Here is an 18,364-nt window from a genome sequence, read left to right as displayed (position 1 = left end):
CGGATTCATTCATCGCCACAACGCAGGACCCGAAGGAGGCACAGCCCCATGCTGAGCCGTATTGCTGAATCGCTTTTCTGGATCGGCCGCTACGTGGAGCGCGCCGATGGGACGGCCAGAATCCTGGACGTCCATCTCGAACGGCTGAACCATCTTCCGCTCGAAGAGCAGCGCAGTGTGGCGAGGGAACTCCTGGCCGTCATGGGCGCGCGTCCGCAGAGCGAAGAGTTCGGCTTGCCGGAGCTTCTCCACGCCCTCGCCTATGACAAGACCAGCGCTACGTCCATTGCGGGGTCGTTGGGCGCCGCACGGGAGAACGCCCGGCGCGCACGCGAGACTGTGTCGTCCTCGCTGTGGGAGAGCCTCAACACCACGTACTACGGGCTGAACCAGCACCGTAAAGATGTTGTGGGGACCTACCGCTTCTGTAACTGGGTACTGGAACGCACCGCGATGGTCAGGGGCCTCGCGGACACCACGGTGAGCCACGATGAAAGCTGGCTCTTCCTGGCCCTGGGCCGCTCGCTTGAACGTGCCGACATGACCGCGCGCATGCTGTCCACCAGGGATGTCCTGTCCGCGGGAATGTCCTGGGTGAACATGCTGCGCTGTGCCGGCGCTTACGAATCGTTCCTGCGGACCCGTCGTGCGGCATTCGGCGACCAGCATGCGGCCGAGTTCCTCTTGTTGGACCGTTTGTTCCCACGCTCTATCGTCTTCGCATTGCGCGATGCCGACGAGTGCCTTGCCAAGCTGGACCCCTCGGCCCAGCGGGTGGGCTTCATCAATGACGCCCGGCGGATTGTTGGCCAGGCACGCACTTTCCTCGAGTTCCACCGCACTGACGATCTCATGTCCGAGCTGCCAGAACACATGGACAGGGTCCAGAAGGCTGTCACGCAGGCGTCCGACGCGATTTCCCGTAAGTACTTCAATCAGGCGGATGAACTGGCCTGGGTGGGAGAAGTTTCATGACCCGGCTGAGCATCGTCCACAAGACGGCTTATAAATACAACCGCCGCGTGACCCTGTCCTACAACGAGGCACGCATGACGCCGCTGACCGATCCGCAGCAGGTGGTTCTTGAATCCTCGTTGAAGATCACGCCGTCGCAAGCCGCCGTGAGCACCTATCGTGACTATTGGGGCACCCGTGTGACTGGATTCGATATGCAGATGCCGCATGAGCGTCTGGAGGTCGTGGCTACCACCACGGTCGAGGTCCACCGGGTCGAGCGGGTGGCCCTTGACGAGGAGATTGTTGGTTGGGAGGTGATGGCCTCGGACGAGATCCGTGACCAGTTCAGCGACTGGCTGCCCCAATCGCAGCTCAGCGGCCCCGGGGAGGAAGTCTTGGGCATCATTCCCACTGTTGTCGCCGGCAAGAACCCGCACGAGACTGCCATGGCCATCTTCGAATGGATGCGTGGCGAGATGAGCTACGTGAAGGGCACTACGGGCGTCACAACCAACGCCGAACAGGCCTGGAGCCAGCGTCAAGGGGTCTGCCAGGACCTGCCCACCTGGCCATCGGCTCGCTGCGGAGCTGCGGTATTCCGGCCCGCTACGTGTCGGGCTATATCCATCCGCGGCCTTCGGCCGAGATCGGTGAAACGGTTGCGGGCCAATCCCACGCGTGGCTCGAATGGTGGGACGGCGAGTGGCGGAGCTGGGATCCCACCAACCACAAACCTGCCGGCGACCTCCACGTCACGGTTGCGCGCGGCCGGGACTACCGCGACGTTCCCCCGCTGAAGGGGATCCTGTCCGGGGGCGGCGGCTCGGGCCTCACAGTGACGGTAGAGATCACCCGGCTCGCTTAGCCAAGTTTGTGTACAGCTAATGCCCCTCAAGCTTCGCTTTAGGGGACACGAGCTGTACACAAACTCGCGTGGCTTGCTCGATTACCAGGGGGAGGGCTTGTAGTCCTTTAGGAAGACGCCGAACTGGTCTTCGCCGTTTTCTCCCATGACGATTGGGTCGTAGACGCGTGCGGCGCCGTCCACCAGGTCGAGCGGCGCATGAAAACCCTCCTCCATGAGCCGGACCTTGGTGTAGTGCGGGCGTTCATCGGTGATCCAGCCGGTGTCGACGGCGGTCATCAAGATGCCGTCGCTGTCCAGCATTTCCTGCGCGCTGGTCCGCGTCATCATATTCAACGCGGCCTTGGCCATGTTGGTGTGCGGGTGCCCGGGGCCCTTGTAGGCCCTGGAGAATTGCCCCTCCATGGCCGAGACGTTCACGATGTATTTGCGGTGTGCCGTGGAGCGTTTCATGGCACCGCGCAGCCGGCTGACCAAGAGGAACGGTGCCGTGACGTTGCACAGCTGAACCTCAAGCAGCTCCAAAGGATCCACTTCGTCCACCACTTGGGTCCAGCTGTTGATGGAGGCAAGATCGGGAACCAAGCCGCCGGCGTCGATCGCGGTGCCCTGTGCGATGCGCTCCAACGATGCCGATCCCGCGGACAAGGCGAGCGAGGTAATCGCATCGCCTGCCAGCACCGGATGTTCCGTGACACTCTGGGTGATAGCCAGGGGATGTTTGTCGTGGGCGTGGCCGAAAGTGACCAGTTCCGGACCGCCGTTGGCTGCCTGAAGGGCTTCCGGCAACGGCTCGTCCTCGGCATCTACCAGTGGCTTGTACGCATTCCCGGAACGCCTGACTGTCTGGGCGGCGTTGTTGATGATGATGTCGAGCGGACCGGCCTCGTTGAGTGAGTCGGTGAGGGCCATGACCTGTGAAGGATCACGGAGATCGATCCCCACAATCCTGAGCCGGTGCAGCCAGTCCCCGCTGTCCTCCATGGCGGCGAAGCGGCGCGCCGCATCCTTGGGGAAACGGGTGGTGATGGTGGTGTGTGCGCCGTCGCGGAGCAAGCGGAGGGCGATGTACATGCCGATCTTGGCGCGCCCGCCCGTGAGCAGGGCGCGGCGGCCGCTGAGGTCGGTCCGGGCGTCACGCTTGCTGTGGCTGAAGGCTGCACATTCAGGGCACAACTGGTGGTAGAACGCGTCTACCTGCGTGTAGTGCTGCTTACAGATGTAGCACGGCCTGGAGCGCAGGAGGTGGCCCGCGATTTCACCGGTGGCAGACGTTGCGAGCTTGTTGCCGCGGGTCTCGTCGTCGATCCTGTCCGGGGCTGCGGTGGCAGTCATCGCGAGGACTGCGCGGTCCGCTTCGGCGATCTCGTCCCGTTTGGTCACACGGCGGTGGCGTTTGACGGCCTTGAACATCTTCCCCGTGGCACGCCGGATGGCGACGTAGTCTGGGTGCTCCTCGTCGTAGGCGTGGATGGTATTCAAGACCTTGAGGCAGGCCTGGATCTCTTCAGGCGTCAAATCGGCGGGGCTCATTGGCTCAATTTTACAGGGTCGGGAACAGCAAAGCCTCCCCGGTGGCCCCAGGCTGGACGCCTGGTGCCACCGGGGAGGCCCGGGCTGATCTCGTTCTGTGTGGTCCGGTCAGACCTCTACCGAGGTAGCCTGAATTTTCGTGACCTTCTCTGCGGAATCCCGGATGTCCGGGAAATTTTCCGTCGCGGCCTTGATCGCCTGGGGTACCGAGCGCCGGTAATCGGCCGCCAAGGCAAGTTCGGCGGCATCCGGCTCGGGCACCAGCTGGCCCTTGGAGAGCACCGTGATTCCCGATTCCGTGACCTTGAAACCGCGGGCACGGTCCAGGTCAGCATCCAGTCCGATGGCCGCACCAGCGGGGATCTTGACGTTCTTGTCGACGATTGACCGGAACACCACAGCGCCTTCGCCTACGCGAACTTTATCCATCAACACCGAATCCTGGATCCTGCTGGCCGTGCCCACATAGATGTCGTTGGAGAGGACCGAGCCCTCGACGATCCCGCCTGAAATCACTGCGCCGCTGGCCACAATCGAGTCCAAGGCCGTGCCAACCGTGTTGTTGTCGCCGCGGACGAACTTGGCCGGCGGTGAAATGCTCTGCCGGGTGTAGATGGGCCATTCCGAGTTGTACAGGTTGAACACGGGGACCGGCGAAATCAAGTCCATGTGGGCGTCATAGAAGGAATCGATAGTACCTACGTCGCGCCAGTAGGTACGGTCCCGATCGGTGGATCCGGGAATGTCGTTGAGCGTGAAGTCATAGACGCCGGCTTCGCCCTGCCCTACGAAATAGGGGATGATGTCGCCGCCCATGTCGTGCTTGGTGTCCAGGCGCTCCGCATCGATGCGAAGGGCTTCCACCAGGGCATCGGCGTCAAAGACATAGTTGCCCATGGAGGCAAGGAACTGCGAGGGATCGGCGGCGAGGCCTTCCGTTTCAGCGGGCTTTTCGACGAACGCCGAGATCTTCTGGGAATCGTTCTTGTCGACTTCGATGACCCCGAACTGGTTGGCCATGTTCAGCGGCTGGCGGACGGCCGCCACGGTGGCCTTGGCCCCGCTGGCGATGTGCTGATCCACCATCTGCTTGAAGTCCATGCGGTACACGTGGTCCGCGCCGACCACAACGACGATGTCGGGGTCGGCGTCGTGAATCAAGTTCAGGGACTGGTAAATGGCGTTGGCGCTGCCAAGGAACCAGCTCTTGCCCACGCGCTGCTGTGCCGGAACCGAGGCCACATATCTCCCCAGCTGGGTGGACATGCGCCAAGTCTCGGAAATGTGGCGGTCAAGGCTGTGCGACTTGTACTGAGTCAGCACCACGATCTGCAGGTACCCGGAATTGACCAGATTCGAGAGAGCGAAATCGATCAAACGATAGCCCCCCGCGAACGGCACTGCAGGTTTGGCCCTGTCTGCCGTCAGTGGCATGAGGCGGTTACCTTCGCCGCCAGCCAACACTATTGACAATACTTTCTTCAACGCCATGGTGTTTGCTCTCCCTGTACGTCTTTGTAGCCCCCGAAAAAAGCCCGGGTTGCCGGACCCTTTCACACTAGAACACATACTCCGGAAGGACTACGTTAGGAAGCGTGCGCGTAGACATTGTGACTAAAGAGTTTCCACCCGAAATCTATGGAGGGGCCGGCGTACATGTTGCCGAGCTCAGCCGCGTCTTGGCGAAGCACGTGGAGCTGCAGGTGCGGGCCTTTGGTGCGCCCCGCGATGCAGAGTTCCACGGGGCGACGGTGACGTCGTATTCCACACCGGAAGATCTGGGGGCGGCCAATGCCGCTCTCCAGACGCTCGGGGTGGATTTGCGCATCGTGCCGGACATCGCCGGAGCGGACCTGGTCCACTCCCATACTTGGTACGCCAACATGGCAGGCCACTTGGCGTCGCTGCTGCACGGCATTCCCCATGTGCTTAGTGCCCACAGCCTGGAACCTCTGCGGCCCTGGAAAGCAGAGCAGCTGGGCGGTGGTTACGCCCTGTCGTCATGGGTTGAAAAAACCGCCTACGAAGCCGCAGCAGCCATCATTGCGGTCTCGCACGGCATGCGGCAGGACATCCTCCGCAGCTATCCGAACGTGGATCCCGCCAAGGTCCGCGTGGTCCATAACGGCATCGACGTCGAGATGTGGCAGCCGGACGAAGGCGAAGACGCGATCCGCGCGCTTGGCATCGATCCCGCCAAGCCAAGCGTGGTCTTCGTAGGGCGCAACACTCGCCAGAAGGGTGTTCCTTACCTCCTGAGGGCGGCCGCGAGCCTGCCGGAGGGCGTGCAACTGGTGCTGTGTTTGGGCGCGGCCGACACGCCGGAACTTGCTGCTGAGACCGCGCGGCTTATCGAGGAACTGCAGAGCAAGCGCGAGGGTGTGCTGCTCATTGAGCGTATGCTTCCCCGCCACGAGCTCATCCAGGTCCTCAGTCATGCCACTGCCTTCGCCTGCCCGTCGATCTATGAGCCGCTCGGCATCGTCAACCTCGAAGCCATGGCGTGCGGTGCCGCCGTCGTGGCGAGCGCTACCGGTGGAATTCCCGAAGTGGTCCAGCACGGCGAAACGGGACTCCTCGTGGAGCTGGAACAGGTCACAGACGGAACCGGAACCCCCCTGGATCCGGAGAAGTTTGTCGCAGACTTCGCCGCAGCCCTCAATGAAGTAGTCTCCGATCCTGCGCGCGCCAAGGTCATGGGTGCTGCAGGCCGTGTCCGGGCAGAGCAGCACTTTTCCTGGGAATCGATTACCGAAACAACCCTCGAGGTCTACCGTTCAGTCCTCGAGTCAGTTCGGTAGAAAACGGACGACGGCGCCGCACTCCCCGCGTGGGGTGTGGCGCCGTCGTCGTGGTTAAAGCGAGTCCTGGCCGTTGAAGGGAGTCCCGGCCGGCTAAGCATTCGGCAAATGTTTACCGGCCGGTCACGGCGGGATGCTAGCTGGACTTCCTCCCCTTATGCGCGAGGGCGGCCTTCTCCGCGATGGGAGCCTTTCCGCTGGCTCGTTGTGCTTGGAAGTAGCCGCGTGCTTCGTCTTGCCGCTCCTTCTCGGCGCCGGACGCGATGGCCGCCCGAAGGTGCTCGGGACCGTAGCCGAAGGATTCAACCAGGTCCAGTGCGTGCGGACGGATCTTGATGAGGAGCCGGTTGATGTAGGCACCCACCGTGCGCCCGCGCTGCATGGAAAGCCGGCCGTTCATGAGGTACCACGACAGGTGCTTTTCGATGAGCGAGAGGCCGAAAAGATCGCGAAGCCAGGTCAGCACTTGAAGGGTTCCCGGATCGCTGACCTTGCGAAGGGCCTCCGTGAATGCTTCCCACTGCAGGAGTTCGGCGTGTGCCTGGGCCGCGTCGATCAAATCGTCCTGGTGCTGGTTGAACAGTGCGGCTGCCTGGTGCTGCGGAAGCTTGTTTGCACCCTTCAGGGCAGAGCCCACTTCCGCCACCATTGATTGCACGCGGTCGGTCAGCAGTGTGCGCTGGCCCGCTTCGTCACGCAGGGCCAGGGCTGCCTTCTGGACGGATCCGGTATCGGCCACGAACTGCGCCACTTGCCGCAGCCCGGTGCGGTTGATGGCGACGTCGGCCGCCTGGGCCACCACGAAGCGGGCCAAAATGCCGAAGTCGACATTGCGGAATTCCTTGGCATAGTCTGCCAGCAAGCGCTTGGCGACAAGCTGGAGAAGTACGGTGTTGTCGCCCTCGAAGGTGGCATAGACATCCAGATCCGCGCGGAGCGAGGCAAAGCGGTTTTCGATGAGGAATCCGGCGCCGCCACACGCTTCGCGGCATTCCTGAAGGGTGTCGAGCGCGTGCCAGGTGCTCAAAGGCTTGAGGGCTGCGGCGAGGGTTTCAAGGTCCTGCCGGTCGGCGTCGGTGTCGTGCCGGCCGGAAAAGACGTCGTCGAACTTCTCGAGCAGCTGCTCATGTGCAAAGCTCGCCGCGAAGGTGGTGGCCAGGCGGCTAAACAGGCGGCGCTGGTGCCGTTGGTAGTCCAGGAGGACTTCTTCATCGGTGGGGGAGGAGGCGTTGAACTGGCGGCGCTCGGTGGCGTATCGGATGGCGGTAGTCAGGGCTACCTTGCTCGCGGCCACAGCGGCGCCGTCGAGGGAAACGCGACCTTGCACCAGCGTGCCGAGCATCGTGAAGAAGCGACGTCCGGGGCTGGCGATCGGAGAGGAGTATTCGCCCTCCGGGGACACGTTGCCATAGCGGTTGAGCAGATTGGTCCGCGGAACCCGTACATTGCTGAAGTGCAAGCGGCCGTTGTCGATGCCGTTGAGTCCGCCCTTGACGCCGTCGTCCTCGCCGCCGATTCCGGGCAGGAATTCCTTGGTGTCCGGGTTCCGCAGCTCAACGTAGAACGCATGGACCCCGTGGTTCACGTTTCGGGTCACCAGTTGGGCGAACACGACGGCGGCGAGGCCGTCCGTGGCCGCGTTGCCGATGTAATCCTTCCACGCCGCGCGGAACGGCGTGTTGATGACGAATTCCTGGGTGGCCTCGTCATAGCTGGCCGTGGTGGCGATGCTGGCAACATCGGATCCGTGGCCGGTTTCGGTCATCGCGAAGCAGCCGGGTATGTCCAGGTTCATGATGCCCGGGAGCCATTTGTTGTGGTGTTCCTCGTTACCCAGGTGCATGACGGCGGAACCGAACAGCCCCCACTGGACGCCGGCCTTGATCTGAAGTGAAGGGTCGGCGGTGACGAGTTCCTCGAAGCCGGCGATATTGCCGCCGTGATCGTCCGAACCGCCCAGGCTGGCCGGGAACGCCCGGTGCACAGCCTTATTGTCCACGAGGTACTTCAACTGCCCGGACACCCGCTTGCGGTGCTCGGTGTGCGTCAAACCTTCGATCTTGTGTACCTCGGGGCGTCCGGCGACGTCGCGCGCGGCGCGGCGGATGTGGGCCCACTTGCCCAGCAGCAGTTCACCAAGTTCCGCTACGTCAACACCGGGCATTGCGGGCCCGGTGCCCTCAGGTGCTTTGGCAGTTTCCCGGGTGCCGGGGCGGGTGCGGTCCACTACTTCAGTCATGTTGATTCCTTCTTTGGTTCCGAATAACCGATGAGTCATTGCTGGTATTCAGCGGAGTTGGTCTTGAGTTCCGGGGCGATGCCCACGCACAGCCAGTCGGTGATCTGCGCCGCCATGGTCGCGTGGTCGGGCTTCGCGGGGGAGGAGGGGCTGCCGAGCCACATTTCACCGGCATTGCGGACCAGCCCGATGGCTGCCGTGGGCCAGTAATCGATGAGAGCTTCTTTTTCGGCACCCAGGTGTTTCCTCATGGGCCGGGCAATCATCGCCGTGATCGATTCGAAGAAGTGGCCAAGTGCCCCGGATGCGGCGATGGCGTCCTGGGCTGAGGGTTCACCTTGCGAGAGCCGGGTAATAAACGCATAGACGTTGGGGCTGGACTCTGCCATCTGCAGATAAGCGGAGACCATGGCCAGCAAGCCTTCGCGGGGAGTCTGCGCGCTCTCTGCGGCTTCTTTCATTCGCCGTTGCATTTGTCCCAGCACTACTTCGCCCATGGCCTGCTGCAAGCCGGCTTTATCCCCGAAATACCGGTAGTACACAGACTTGGATGTACTTGCCGCGGTCGCGATCTCCTCCATGGAAGCGTCGCTGCCCAGTGCGTGGACCGCTTTGCGCGCGGCTTTGATCAGCTCGCGGCGACGCTCCTCACGGTGGTTCTGCCAGCGGGCGGCACGGCCGTCGACGGCGGGAACCTCGCCGTCCGCGAGGTGCTGGGTCGCGCCGTCGTGGCCTGCAGAAAGTGCTGGGCTGGGGATGTTCACGATACTCAGCGTATCAGGTACGCTGGGTATCAGTAACCCGACGTGATCATGAGGAGAAACGCATGCCTGCTGCAGCACATTCCGCAAGCGCACCACAGGAAACCCCCGCCGGCCCGAGCGCACCGCGCAAGGCCGTGGTGGTGGGTGGAAACAGGATCCCCTTTGCCCGGACCGGCGGCGCCTACACCAAATCCTCCAACCAGGACATGCTGACAGCGGCCTTGGACGGGTTGATCGCGCGTTACGGGCTCCAGGAGGAGCGGATCGGTGAAGTTGCAGCCGGGGTTGTCCTGAAGCACTCCCGCGATTTCAACCTGACCCGCGAGGCGGTGCTTGGCTCTGCGCTGTCGGCCGAGACGCCCGCATATGATCTCCAGCAGGCCTGCGCCACCGGCCTTGAAACCGTCCTGGGCCTGGCGAACAAGATCAAGCTCGGTCAGATCGACTCGGCCATCGCAGGCGGCGTCGACTCAGCGTCCGACGCCCCCATTGCAGTCAGCGAGGGACTACGGGAAGTCCTGCTCGACCTGAACCGGGCGAAGTCCCTGCCTGAACGGCTTAAGGTTCTCTCGCGGTTGCGTCCCAAGGACCTCGCTCCGGATGCCCCGAACACCGGAGAGCCGCGGACCGGCCTGTCCATGGGTGAGCACCAGGCGCTGACCACGGCCCAATGGAAGATCAGCCGCGAAGCCCAGGATGAGCTCGCATTCAACAGCCACCACAACTTGGCCGCAGCCTACGAGCGTGGTTTCTTTGACGACCTCGTGACTCCCTACCGCGGACTGAGCCGCGATTCGAACCTCAGGCCGGACACGTCCATGGAGAAGCTGGCCACCCTCAAGCCGGTCTTTGGCAAGGGTCTTGGGGCGGAGGCCACCATGACAGCCGGCAACTCCACTCCGCTCACCGACGGCGCCTCAACGGTGCTGCTGGGCACCGAGGAATGGGCTGATGCCCGCGGCTTGCCCAAGCTGGCCGTCGTGGTCGACGGTGAAGCGGCTGCCGTCGATTTTGTCCACGGCAAGGACGGGCTCCTCATGGCTCCTGCATTTGCTGTGCCACGGCTTCTAGCCCGCCACGGGCTGTCCTTCGAGGACATTGACTTCTTCGAAATTCACGAGGCCTTTGCTGGCACCGTCCTGAGCACGCTCGCCGCCTGGGAAGACGAGGACTTTGGCCGTAGCCGTTTGGGATTGGACGGCGCCTTTGGCAAGATCGATCGCGCCAAGCTGAACGTCAATGGTTCATCCCTCGCCGCAGGGCATCCCTTTGCGGCCACGGGCGGACGCATTGTCGCCTCGCTGGCGAAGATGCTCCACGAGAACGGACCTGTTGATGGCCGTCCGGCCCGTGGCCTCATTTCCATCTGTGCTGCCGGGGGACAGGGCGTCGTCGCGATCCTTGAGGCATACACTGCTCCGGAAGGGCGGTAGCCGGCATGACGGACAAGTACACACAATTTGTCAGTCAGGGTTTCGGCAAGGATTTGGCCAAGAAGCTTGGTCTGCCCCAGCCCGCCGTGCTGAGGAGGTACAAGGCGGGAGAGCCGCTGGTTCCCGGTCCGGTGCTCTTGCTGGGGAGCGGGAACGGGAAGACGGCGGGCACCACTGGCGGCGCGGACGAATTGGCTGCTGCCCTGGTGGGTTGGGGCTTGGATGTGCGGCGCAATGCTTTGCCCAAGGAAAAGCTCGGCGCGATCATCCTGGTGCTCGACGACGTCGAACGCCCGGAAGGTCTCGCTGAACCTGTCCTCACGGCGGCACAATCGCTCCGCGACTTGGCGCGTGGTGCGCGAGTCATCACCATCTCCCGCACCTCCGCTTCCGCGGCCGCCCCGGCTCTTGCCGCGGCGCGCCAGGGTGTTGACGGGCTGCTGCGGTCCCTCGCCAAGGAACTCAGGGCCGGCGCAACAGCCAACGGCATACTTCTTGCGGACAGCGCCGGCACCACCAGCTCAAGCACACTGGGTGCGCTGCGGTTCTTCCTGTCCGGTCGATCCGCGTTCGTGGATGGACAGTTCCTGACGGTCACCACGGGCGCCGGCCGGCTTCCGGCCGACGCGGATAAACCGCTGGCGGGCAAGGTGGCTGTAGTCACCGGTGCCGCCCGCGGAATCGGTGCGGCGATCGCACGGACGCTGTACCGCGACGGCGCCAGGCTCGTGGTGGTGGACATCCCCGCGGCAGGTGAACACCTTGCTGCTGTCGCCAATGAGGTCCACGGCACTGCGCTCCAACTGGACATCACGGCGGAGGATGCGGGGACCCGGATCATCGAGCATGCCATCGAACGCCATGGCGGCGTGGACATCGTCATCCACAACGCCGGCATCACCCGGGACAGGCTTTTGGCCAACATGGACGAGGCCCGCTGGAACTCCGTCATCGGCGTCAATATAGCCTCGCAGCTAAGAATCAATGAGGCATTGCTGGGTTCCGAGCAGCTCGGGAAGGCCATCCGGATTGTGTCGGTGGCCTCCACGAGCGGTATCGCGGGAAACCGCGGGCAGACCAACTATGCCGCTTCCAAAGGTGGGGTGATCGGAATGGTGCGCGCCACTGCGCCGCTCCTGGCAGAGGGTGGCGGATCCATTAACGCCGTCGCTCCGGGTTTCATTGAGACCGAGATGACGGCACGGATCCCCTTCGCTACCCGGGAGGTGGCCCGCCGGCTGAATTCGCTTCAGCAGGGCGGCCAACCGGGCGATGTAGCGGAGGCGATCGCCTTCCTCGCTTCGGACGCAGCAGCCGGGATTTCCGGCGAAGTTCTGAGGGTCTGCGGACAGAACCTGGTGGGTGCATGACTACGGAACAACCGCTCATCTTGGGGGACCTGCCATCGCTTTCGAAGCTGTATGTGAATGCGGCGGCCACAGCGGCACGCAGGAGGGTACTCGGGTTCCAGGCGGTCAACGTGTTGCCTCGGGGGAGTCATGAGGTACGCGGGGTGCAGGCCGATGTAGGGAACCTGACTGCATACCAGCACCTGATCGGCGAGAAGGCTAGTGACGTTCTGCCGGCTGGCTTCATGCACGCCCTGGCATTCCCGGTCGCCATGAGCGTGCTCAATCGGGACGACTTCCCGGTTCCGCTGCTGGGAATGATCCACTTGAAGAACCGTGTGGAGCAGTTGCGGGCGGTGCAGTTCAGCGAAGCGCTCGACATCCGGTCCTGGGCCGAGAACATGCGCGGCCACCGGGCCGGGACCCAGTTGGACGTTGTGGCCGAGGTCCGGTCCAGCGGCGATGGGGACATGCTGTGGCGAGGCGTTTCGACCTACCCTGGCCAAAAGCGTGTTCCTGCCGGGAGTCGACAAATCGACGGTGGCCGGTGCCCCCGGAGAGTTCACGGCTCCGGCACCGACGGCCGTGTGGCAACTCGGTGTTGATACCGGTCGCCTCTACGCCGCGGTATCCGGAGACTTCAACCCGATCCACCTCAGCGTCCTCTCGGCCAAGGCACTGGGTCTGCGGGGGTCCATCGCACACGGCATGTATCTTGCATCCCGGGCTTTGGCCGACGTTGGTTCGGTGAAGTCTGAAGCATTCCGCTGGGACGTGAACTTCGAAGCACCGGTGTTCCTCCCGGCACGGGTGGCCCTCGAAATCGGCACGGTGCACTCTGCGGCAGGAACGTGGGCGCGCTCGGACTATGTCGCCTGGAATCCAAGGAGCGGCAGGAAGCACTTCAGCGGGTCCGTGACTGCGCTGTAGTTTTCGAACGCTGTAGTTTTCAAGTGCTGCAGTTTCAGCATTGAAGGACCGATCACGACGGCGGCCGCCCACTTGGGTGGCCGCCGTCGCCGTTCGAAGGGGCCTGGTCGGTGGCCCTGAGTGAATTTCCGGAAATGTCACTTTGATAATTGTGATGAACGCCGCACAATTGCCGAAATTGCAAATTCATATTAAACAAACAAGGCCCGGAATCATTACGATTCCGGACCTTGTATTTGTGCGCGGAGGGGGACTTGAACCCCCACCCCCTTTCGAGGACTAGCACCTCAAGCTAGCGCGTCTGCCATTCCGCCACCCGCGCAGGTGGTGTTCGGGGCCTTCGTTCTGCGCCTCTCGGCGCTTCTCTTTCCTCCGAAGCAGCGAGAAAAACTCTAACACGGATTCTGGGAAATAAAAAAACCGGTTCCTAGCGAGGCCAGGGGCCGGCAATTAGTCCGCGCCAATCCGGGTCAAAACACGAAAAGACGCAAGGCTAAACCGGCACCCGGTGGGTAGGCTGAGGGAAGCGCGCGGGAGCGTCCGCACTACGACGCCTGCCTGCCGGAGTACATGAATCCCAGCCAGCAAGGAGAGTTCCATGACTGATATCCGACCCGAGGACGAAGTAGTCCGGATCTGCCAGGAACTTATCCGGATAGACACCTCCAACTACGGCGACGGCTCTGGGCCGGGGGAGCGCGCTGCAGCCGAATACGCCGCGGCTCTGATCAGTGAAGTTGGCTTGGACGCTGAAATCTTTGAGTCGGCTCCCGGCCGGGCAAGCGTAGTGACGCGCATGGCGGGTGAGGATCCTTCAGCCGACGCCCTGGTGGTTCACGGCCACCTTGACGTTGTTCCTGCGCTCAAAGACCAGTGGTCCGTGGACCCCTTCAGCGGCGAACTCAAAGACGGGCTCATCTGGGGACGGGGTGCCGTGGACATGAAGGACATGGACGCCATGATCCTGTCCGTCATGCGCGATTTCGCCCGGACTGGACGCAAACCCAAGCGCGACATCATCTTCGCCTTCTTCGCGGACGAGGAAGCCGGCGGCAACTATGGCGCGCGCTACGCCGTCGAACACCGGCGTGAGTTGTTCGACGGAGCCACGGAGGCTATCTCCGAGGTGGGTGGCTTCTCCGCGACGATCGGCGGCCAGCGGACGTACCTCCTCCAGACTGCGGAGAAGGGTATTTCCTGGTTGCGGCTCATGGCACACGGCCGGGCCGGGCACGGTTCGCAGATTAACACGGACAACGCCATTACCCGCCTCGCCGGAGCCGTCACCCGCATCGGGGAGTACCGCTGGCCGATCGAACTCACGCCCACCACGCGCCAGTTCCTGGACGGCGTCACTGAACTGACCGGCGTCGAATTCAATCCGGACGATCCCGAGACCCTGCTGAAGGAACTCGGCACGGTAGCGCGCTTTGTCGGCGCCACACTGCAGAACACGTCCAATCCCACGCTCTTGCGCTCGGGATACAAGCACAACGTCATCCCCGAATCCGCCGAGGCGTTCGTGGATTGCCGCACGCTGCCCGGCCAGCAGGAACTCGTCTTCGAAACCATCAAGCGGCTCGCGGGAGAGGGCGTGGACGTCAGCTACGTTCACGACGACGTGTCGCTTGAGGTTCCGTTTGCCGGCAACCTGGTGGATGCGATGATCGATGCCCTCCACTCGGAAGATCCGGGAGCCAAGGTGTTGCCGTACACACTGTCCGGCGGCACCGATAACAAGTCGCTCAGCAAGATCGGCATCACCGGCTACGGATTCGCGCCGCTCATGTTGCCGGACGAACTCGACTTCACGGGGATGTTCCACGGCGTTGACGAACGCGTCCCGGCCGATTCCCTCCAGTTCGGAGCACGGGTACTGAACACCCTGCTCAGCAACTACTAAGGAGAATGCCTTGACTCCCGAGGAGATCCTGCCGGACGAACTGCTGGAACGCATGAAGATCCGCGCCGCCGGTTACGATCAGGACAATTCGTTCTTCCATGAGGACCTGGCGGAGCTCGCCGCGGCCGGTTACCTGAAGATCTTCGTCTCCGGGCCCGACGGCGGATGGGGGCTCGGACTCGAAGCGGCGGCTGCGCTTCAACGGCGGCTTGCGACGGCAGCTCCGGCCACCGCGTTGGCCGTCAACATGCACCTCGTCTGGACCGGCGTCGCGCATGTCCTGGCGGAGCGCGGCGACAATTCGCTCGGTTTTGTCCTCAAGGAAGCCGGTCAAGGCGAGATTTTCGCGTTTGGCATTTCGGAGGCCGGCAATGACTCCATGCTCTTTGACTCAGGCACGTCGGCTGAACCGCTGCCCGACGGCGGGTACAGCTTCACCGGCTGGAAGATCTTCACAAGCCTGTCACCGGCTTGGACCCGCCTCGGGATTTTCGGTAAGGACAGCGACGCGCGGCAGGGGGAGGGTGAGCTGGTCTTCGGCTTCATCCGTCGCGACGACGCAGGCCACGAAACACTGGATGACTGGGACACGCTGGGCATGCGCGCCAGCCAATCCAACACTACGGTCCTCCGCGGCGCGGTGGCACCGCCGGAGCGCATCTTCCGTAAACTGCCCGTGGGACCGAACGGGGATCCCCTGATCTTCGCGATCTTCGCGTGTTTCGAAACCCTGTTAGCCGCCGTATACACGGGTATCGGAGAACGGGCGTTCGCCCTGGCCGTTGAGGCAGCCAAACGCAGGACTTCCGCCAAATACGGAGGCCGGAGCTTCGCGCAAGACCCGGACATCCGCTGGAAGGTTGCTGACGGCGCCATGGCCATGGATGCCATCCAAACCCAGCTGGCGTCAGTTGCCCGTGACGTGGATGCCCTGGTTGACCATGGAGCCCACTGGTTTCCGAAGTTCGTCGGCCTCAAAGTGCGCGCCACGGAGAACGCCCGGACCATGGTGGACCTTGCAATCCGGGTTTCCGGAGGCTCCAGTTACTTCCGCGGATCCGAGCTTGAACGGCTCTACCGCGATGTCCTGGCCGGGATCTTCCATCCGTCCAATGATGAATCGGCACACAACACCATCGCCAATGCGTGGCTCGGCCCCCTCGAAGGCTGAACTCGAAGTCCGGATCCGCTACACGGTGCGCTGTACGTTGAGCACTTTGCGGCGCAACCAAAAACGGCGGCCACCGCCGATGTAGAGGATGCTGCGCTCCAGTTCCCACTTGCCGTACTCGGAGTGTTCCACGAGCCGACGCCGCGCGTCGGGCAGGGAATCGTCAGGGCTGACAGTCAGTACGAGGTACTCGTACTGCCGTGCATAGTCCCGTTGGCGTTCCACCGAGCTGCTTAGAAATTGTTCTCTCATCCCTCTCCATTTTCGTCTTTTTCGGGCTAACGTGAAGTCATGAGCATCGATCCGCGTGTCGCGCTTCAGTCACTGACAGCTGCCTTGGAAGAGCACCTGATTGCCGCTTCCGCCCGCAGGGGCGAAGGAGATCCCACTGTAGAGGCAGCGTTTTTCGCCGTCGCAGATGCCTTTGAGGTATATGAGGATTCACTATACGAGGCCTACTCGGAAGTCACACCACTTCAGGTGTTCGACGACGATGACGATGACGACGAGGACAGTAACGAACTCCTCGATGAAGACGAACTCGAGATCCTGGACCAGTAGGACCAGCCAGTATAGATCAGCCAGTAGGGCCAGCCCTAGACGGCGGAAACGTCCTCGAGCGCCCGCGAGATTTCGGCGGGGAGAGGAGTCAGCTGGGCATCGAGCAGTTCCTTCAGCTGAACCGCGTTCCGTGCGCCTACCACTGCGGTTGATACGCCCGGCCGGGAGAGCAGCCAGCTCAGGGATACGTCGACGGCGGAGCGTCCCAAACCACGCGCGGCCATGGCTGCGGCTTCGACCACCCGTCCGCCACGCGCATCGAGGTACTTTTCGACGTAGCCGCTCAGGCGTCCCTCGGCGGCGCGCGATTCGGTGGGAATCTGTCCGCGGTACTTCCCGGTGAGTACTCCGCGGCCGAGCGGCCCCCAAGCCATGAGTCCGAGGCCTGCGTCTTCGATGGCGGGCACCACCTCGTCTTCAGGCCTCCGGTGCAAGAGAGAATATTCAGATTGGTTGGCCACGATGGTGAATCCTGCGACGGCGGCCGCTTTGGCTGTCTGCCAGCCGTTGTAATTGGAGATACCGACGTACCGTGCACGCCCCGTCCGCAGTGCAAGGTCAAGGGCGGAAAGTGTCTCATCCAGCGGAACATTGCCGTCCCATGCCTGGGCGAACCAGATGTCGACGTAGTCGGTTCCCAGGCGGGCGAGGCTGGCGTCGAGTGAGGACAACATGGAGCCGCGGGAGGCATCGACCCTGCGGCGACCGTCCGACGTCGAGACGCCGGCTTTTGTGGAAATGACAAGCTCCGAGCGGGCCACGACGTCGCCCAGCATGGAGCCCAAAAGAGCCTCTGCTTGTCCGCCCGCGTAAGAGGCCGCGGTATCGATCATGGTGCCGCCTGCCGCAACAAAGGTATGGAGCAACTCGCGTGCATCCTGTTCGTCTGTTTCTTCCGCCCAGGACATGGTGCCCAACGAAAGGGTGGACACCCGAAACCCACTGTTGCCGACGTAACGCTGCTGCATAGCTGATAGCTTACGGGGAGTTCGGCCCGTTCATGACGTAGGGTCTATTGACGTGAACTGGATAGAAGCAGCATTCCTCGGCCTGGTGCAGGGTCTTACCGAATTCCTTCCGATTTCTTCAAGTGCACACCTGCGAATTGTCGGCTCGTTTCTGCCCAATGCGGCGGAGCCCGGTGCTGCTTTCACGGCCATTACGCAGTTGGGTACCGAGACCGCGGTGATCGTTTTCTTCTGGCGGGACATCGTCAGGATTGTGCGGGCTTGGTTCGGATCCCTGCGGGGCAAGGTCTCCAGGAACGATCCGGATGCCCGGATGGGTTGGTTGGTCATCCTTGGCAGCCTGCCCATCATCGTGCTCGGCCTGCTCTTCCAGAACCAGATCGAATCCGTCCTCCGCAGTCTGTGGATCGTGGCCACCATGCTTATTGTGTTCGGCATGATCCTTGCGGTTGCCGACGCGGTGGGTCGGCAGGAACGTGAACTGAGCGAGTTGAGCTACAAGCACGGCATCCTGTACGGGCTGGCCCAAGCCATGGCGCTCATCCCTGGCGTATCCCGCTCCGGAGGAACCATCACCGCAGGCCTGTTGATGGGTTACACCCGTGAAGCCGCCGCGCGGTATTCCTTCCTGCTGGCAATCCCTGCGGTCTTTGGCAGCGGCCTTTACCAGCTGTACAAAGTGGTCTCCAAGGAAGGAATCACGGGTCCGTTCGGCCTGCCGGAGACAGCCTTGGCCACGGTCATTGCCTTTGTTGTGGGATTCGTCATCATCGGTTGGTTCCTCAAGTTCATTTCCACCCATAGCTACCGTGTCTTCGTCTGGTACCGCATCCTGCTGGGACTCGCCCTCTATATCCTGCTCGGTTTCAATGTCATCAGTGCCTAGCACT

At 62.8% G+C, this 18,364-nt stretch carries 14 protein-coding genes, 1 tRNA gene and 2 pseudogenes; 10 read left to right on the top strand and 7 right to left on the bottom strand.

Translation table 11 applies throughout. The annotated features are described in order from the left end of the window. The first annotated feature begins 48 nt into the window (after positions 1-48). Positions 49-975, top strand: a complete 927-nt coding sequence (locus ACF0H6_RS02395; protein ID WP_395248317.1) for an alpha-E domain-containing protein — start codon at positions 49-51, stop codon at positions 973-975. Continuing rightward, positions 972-1,822: pseudogene (locus ACF0H6_RS02390) on the top strand (transglutaminase N-terminal domain-containing protein). Before ACF0H6_RS02395 ends, ACF0H6_RS02390 begins: the two are co-directional and overlap by 4 nt. Positions 1,823-1,903: 81 nt before the next feature. Here the strand turns inward: ACF0H6_RS02390 and ACF0H6_RS02385 are convergent. After that, positions 1,904-3,355 (bottom strand): SDR family NAD(P)-dependent oxidoreductase, encoded by a 1,452-nt coding sequence (locus ACF0H6_RS02385; protein ID WP_395248316.1) that lies wholly within the window; start codon positions 3,353-3,355, stop codon positions 1,904-1,906. Positions 3,356-3,463: 108 nt separating this feature from the next. Beyond that, the gene (gene glgC / locus ACF0H6_RS02380) at positions 3,464-4,846 is read right to left on the bottom strand and encodes a glucose-1-phosphate adenylyltransferase (RefSeq protein ID WP_395248315.1); all 1,383 of its coding nucleotides are present in this window, start codon (positions 4,844-4,846) and stop codon (positions 3,464-3,466) included. 104 nt (positions 4,847-4,950) lie between these two features. On the opposite strand from glgC, the gene glgA reads away from it, so the two are divergent. Next, positions 4,951-6,156: a glycogen synthase gene (gene glgA, locus ACF0H6_RS02375; protein ID WP_395248314.1), complete on the top strand. Its 1,206-nt coding sequence runs from the start codon at positions 4,951-4,953 to the stop codon at positions 6,154-6,156. A 136-nt stretch (positions 6,157-6,292) separates the two neighbouring features. On the opposite strand, the gene ACF0H6_RS02370 is transcribed toward glgA, so the two are convergent. Beyond that, positions 6,293-8,395, bottom strand: a complete 2,103-nt coding sequence (locus tag ACF0H6_RS02370; protein WP_395248313.1) for an acyl-CoA dehydrogenase — start codon at positions 8,393-8,395, stop codon at positions 6,293-6,295. A gap of 35 nt (positions 8,396-8,430) precedes the next feature. Beyond that, positions 8,431-9,153, bottom strand: a complete 723-nt coding sequence (locus ACF0H6_RS02365; RefSeq protein WP_395249853.1) for a TetR family transcriptional regulator — start codon at positions 9,151-9,153, stop codon at positions 8,431-8,433. A 68-nt stretch (positions 9,154-9,221) separates the two neighbouring features. On the opposite strand from ACF0H6_RS02365, the gene ACF0H6_RS02360 reads away from it, so the two are divergent. The 3 genes and pseudogenes from ACF0H6_RS02360 (at position 9,222) to ACF0H6_RS02350 (ending at position 12,871) form a co-directional block, all read left to right on the top strand. Beyond that, positions 9,222-10,592, top strand: coding sequence for an acetyl-CoA C-acetyltransferase (locus ACF0H6_RS02360; protein WP_395248312.1), 1,371 nt, complete (start codon positions 9,222-9,224; stop codon positions 10,590-10,592). Between the two features lie 5 nt (positions 10,593-10,597). Further along, a complete protein-coding gene (locus ACF0H6_RS02355) occupies positions 10,598-11,962 on the top strand; it encodes a 3-oxoacyl-ACP reductase (RefSeq protein WP_395248311.1) in 1,365 nt (454 codons plus the stop codon). Further along, positions 11,959-12,871 (top strand): annotated as a pseudogene (locus tag ACF0H6_RS02350) (MaoC family dehydratase). The gene ACF0H6_RS02355 and the pseudogene ACF0H6_RS02350 overlap by 4 nt, the downstream one beginning before the upstream one ends. 239 nt (positions 12,872-13,110) lie before the next feature. On the opposite strand, the gene ACF0H6_RS02345 reads toward ACF0H6_RS02350, so the two are convergent. After that, positions 13,111-13,193: transfer RNA gene (locus ACF0H6_RS02345), tRNA-Leu, on the bottom strand. Positions 13,194-13,469: 276 nt separating this feature from the next. On the opposite strand from ACF0H6_RS02345, the gene ACF0H6_RS02340 reads away from it, so the two are divergent. Both ACF0H6_RS02340 and ACF0H6_RS02335 read left to right on the top strand, forming a co-directional pair. After that, positions 13,470-14,774 (top strand): M20/M25/M40 family metallo-hydrolase, encoded by a 1,305-nt coding sequence (locus ACF0H6_RS02340; protein WP_395248310.1) that lies wholly within the window; start codon positions 13,470-13,472, stop codon positions 14,772-14,774. 10 nt (positions 14,775-14,784) lie between these two features. After that, complete coding sequence (locus ACF0H6_RS02335) at positions 14,785-15,945, top strand: acyl-CoA dehydrogenase family protein (protein ID WP_395248309.1); 1,161 nt, start codon at positions 14,785-14,787, stop codon at positions 15,943-15,945. A gap of 18 nt (positions 15,946-15,963) precedes the next feature. Here the strand turns inward: ACF0H6_RS02335 and ACF0H6_RS02330 are convergent, their stop codons facing one another. Then, on the bottom strand, positions 15,964-16,197 hold the full coding sequence (locus ACF0H6_RS02330) for a DUF5703 family protein (RefSeq protein ID WP_395248308.1): 234 nt from the start codon (positions 16,195-16,197) through the stop codon (positions 15,964-15,966). Positions 16,198-16,236: 39 nt separating this feature from the next. Here ACF0H6_RS02330 and ACF0H6_RS02325 point away from each other — a divergent pair, with 39 nt between their 5' ends. Beyond that, positions 16,237-16,506, top strand: a complete 270-nt coding sequence (locus ACF0H6_RS02325; protein WP_395248307.1) for a hypothetical protein — start codon at positions 16,237-16,239, stop codon at positions 16,504-16,506. Between the two features lie 35 nt (positions 16,507-16,541). On the opposite strand, the gene ACF0H6_RS02320 is transcribed toward ACF0H6_RS02325, so the two are convergent. Beyond that, entirely contained in the window at positions 16,542-17,474 is a 933-nt protein-coding gene (locus tag ACF0H6_RS02320) for an aldo/keto reductase (protein ID WP_395248306.1), read from the bottom strand. Positions 17,475-17,526: 52 nt separating this feature from the next. On the opposite strand from ACF0H6_RS02320, the gene ACF0H6_RS02315 reads away from it, so the two are divergent. Further along, the gene (locus ACF0H6_RS02315; RefSeq protein WP_395248305.1) at positions 17,527-18,360 is read left to right on the top strand and encodes an undecaprenyl-diphosphate phosphatase; all 834 of its coding nucleotides are present in this window, start codon (positions 17,527-17,529) and stop codon (positions 18,358-18,360) included. Positions 18,361-18,364: the final 4 nt, after the last annotated feature.

Origin of the sequence: Arthrobacter sp. NA-172, from assembly GCF_043952055.1 — a bacterium.
In the GTDB taxonomy this organism is placed as follows: Bacteria; Actinomycetota; Actinomycetes; order Actinomycetales; family Micrococcaceae; genus Arthrobacter.
Note: the sequence above shows the minus strand (reverse complement) of the source record. Positions and strands in the feature narration are given on the sequence as shown.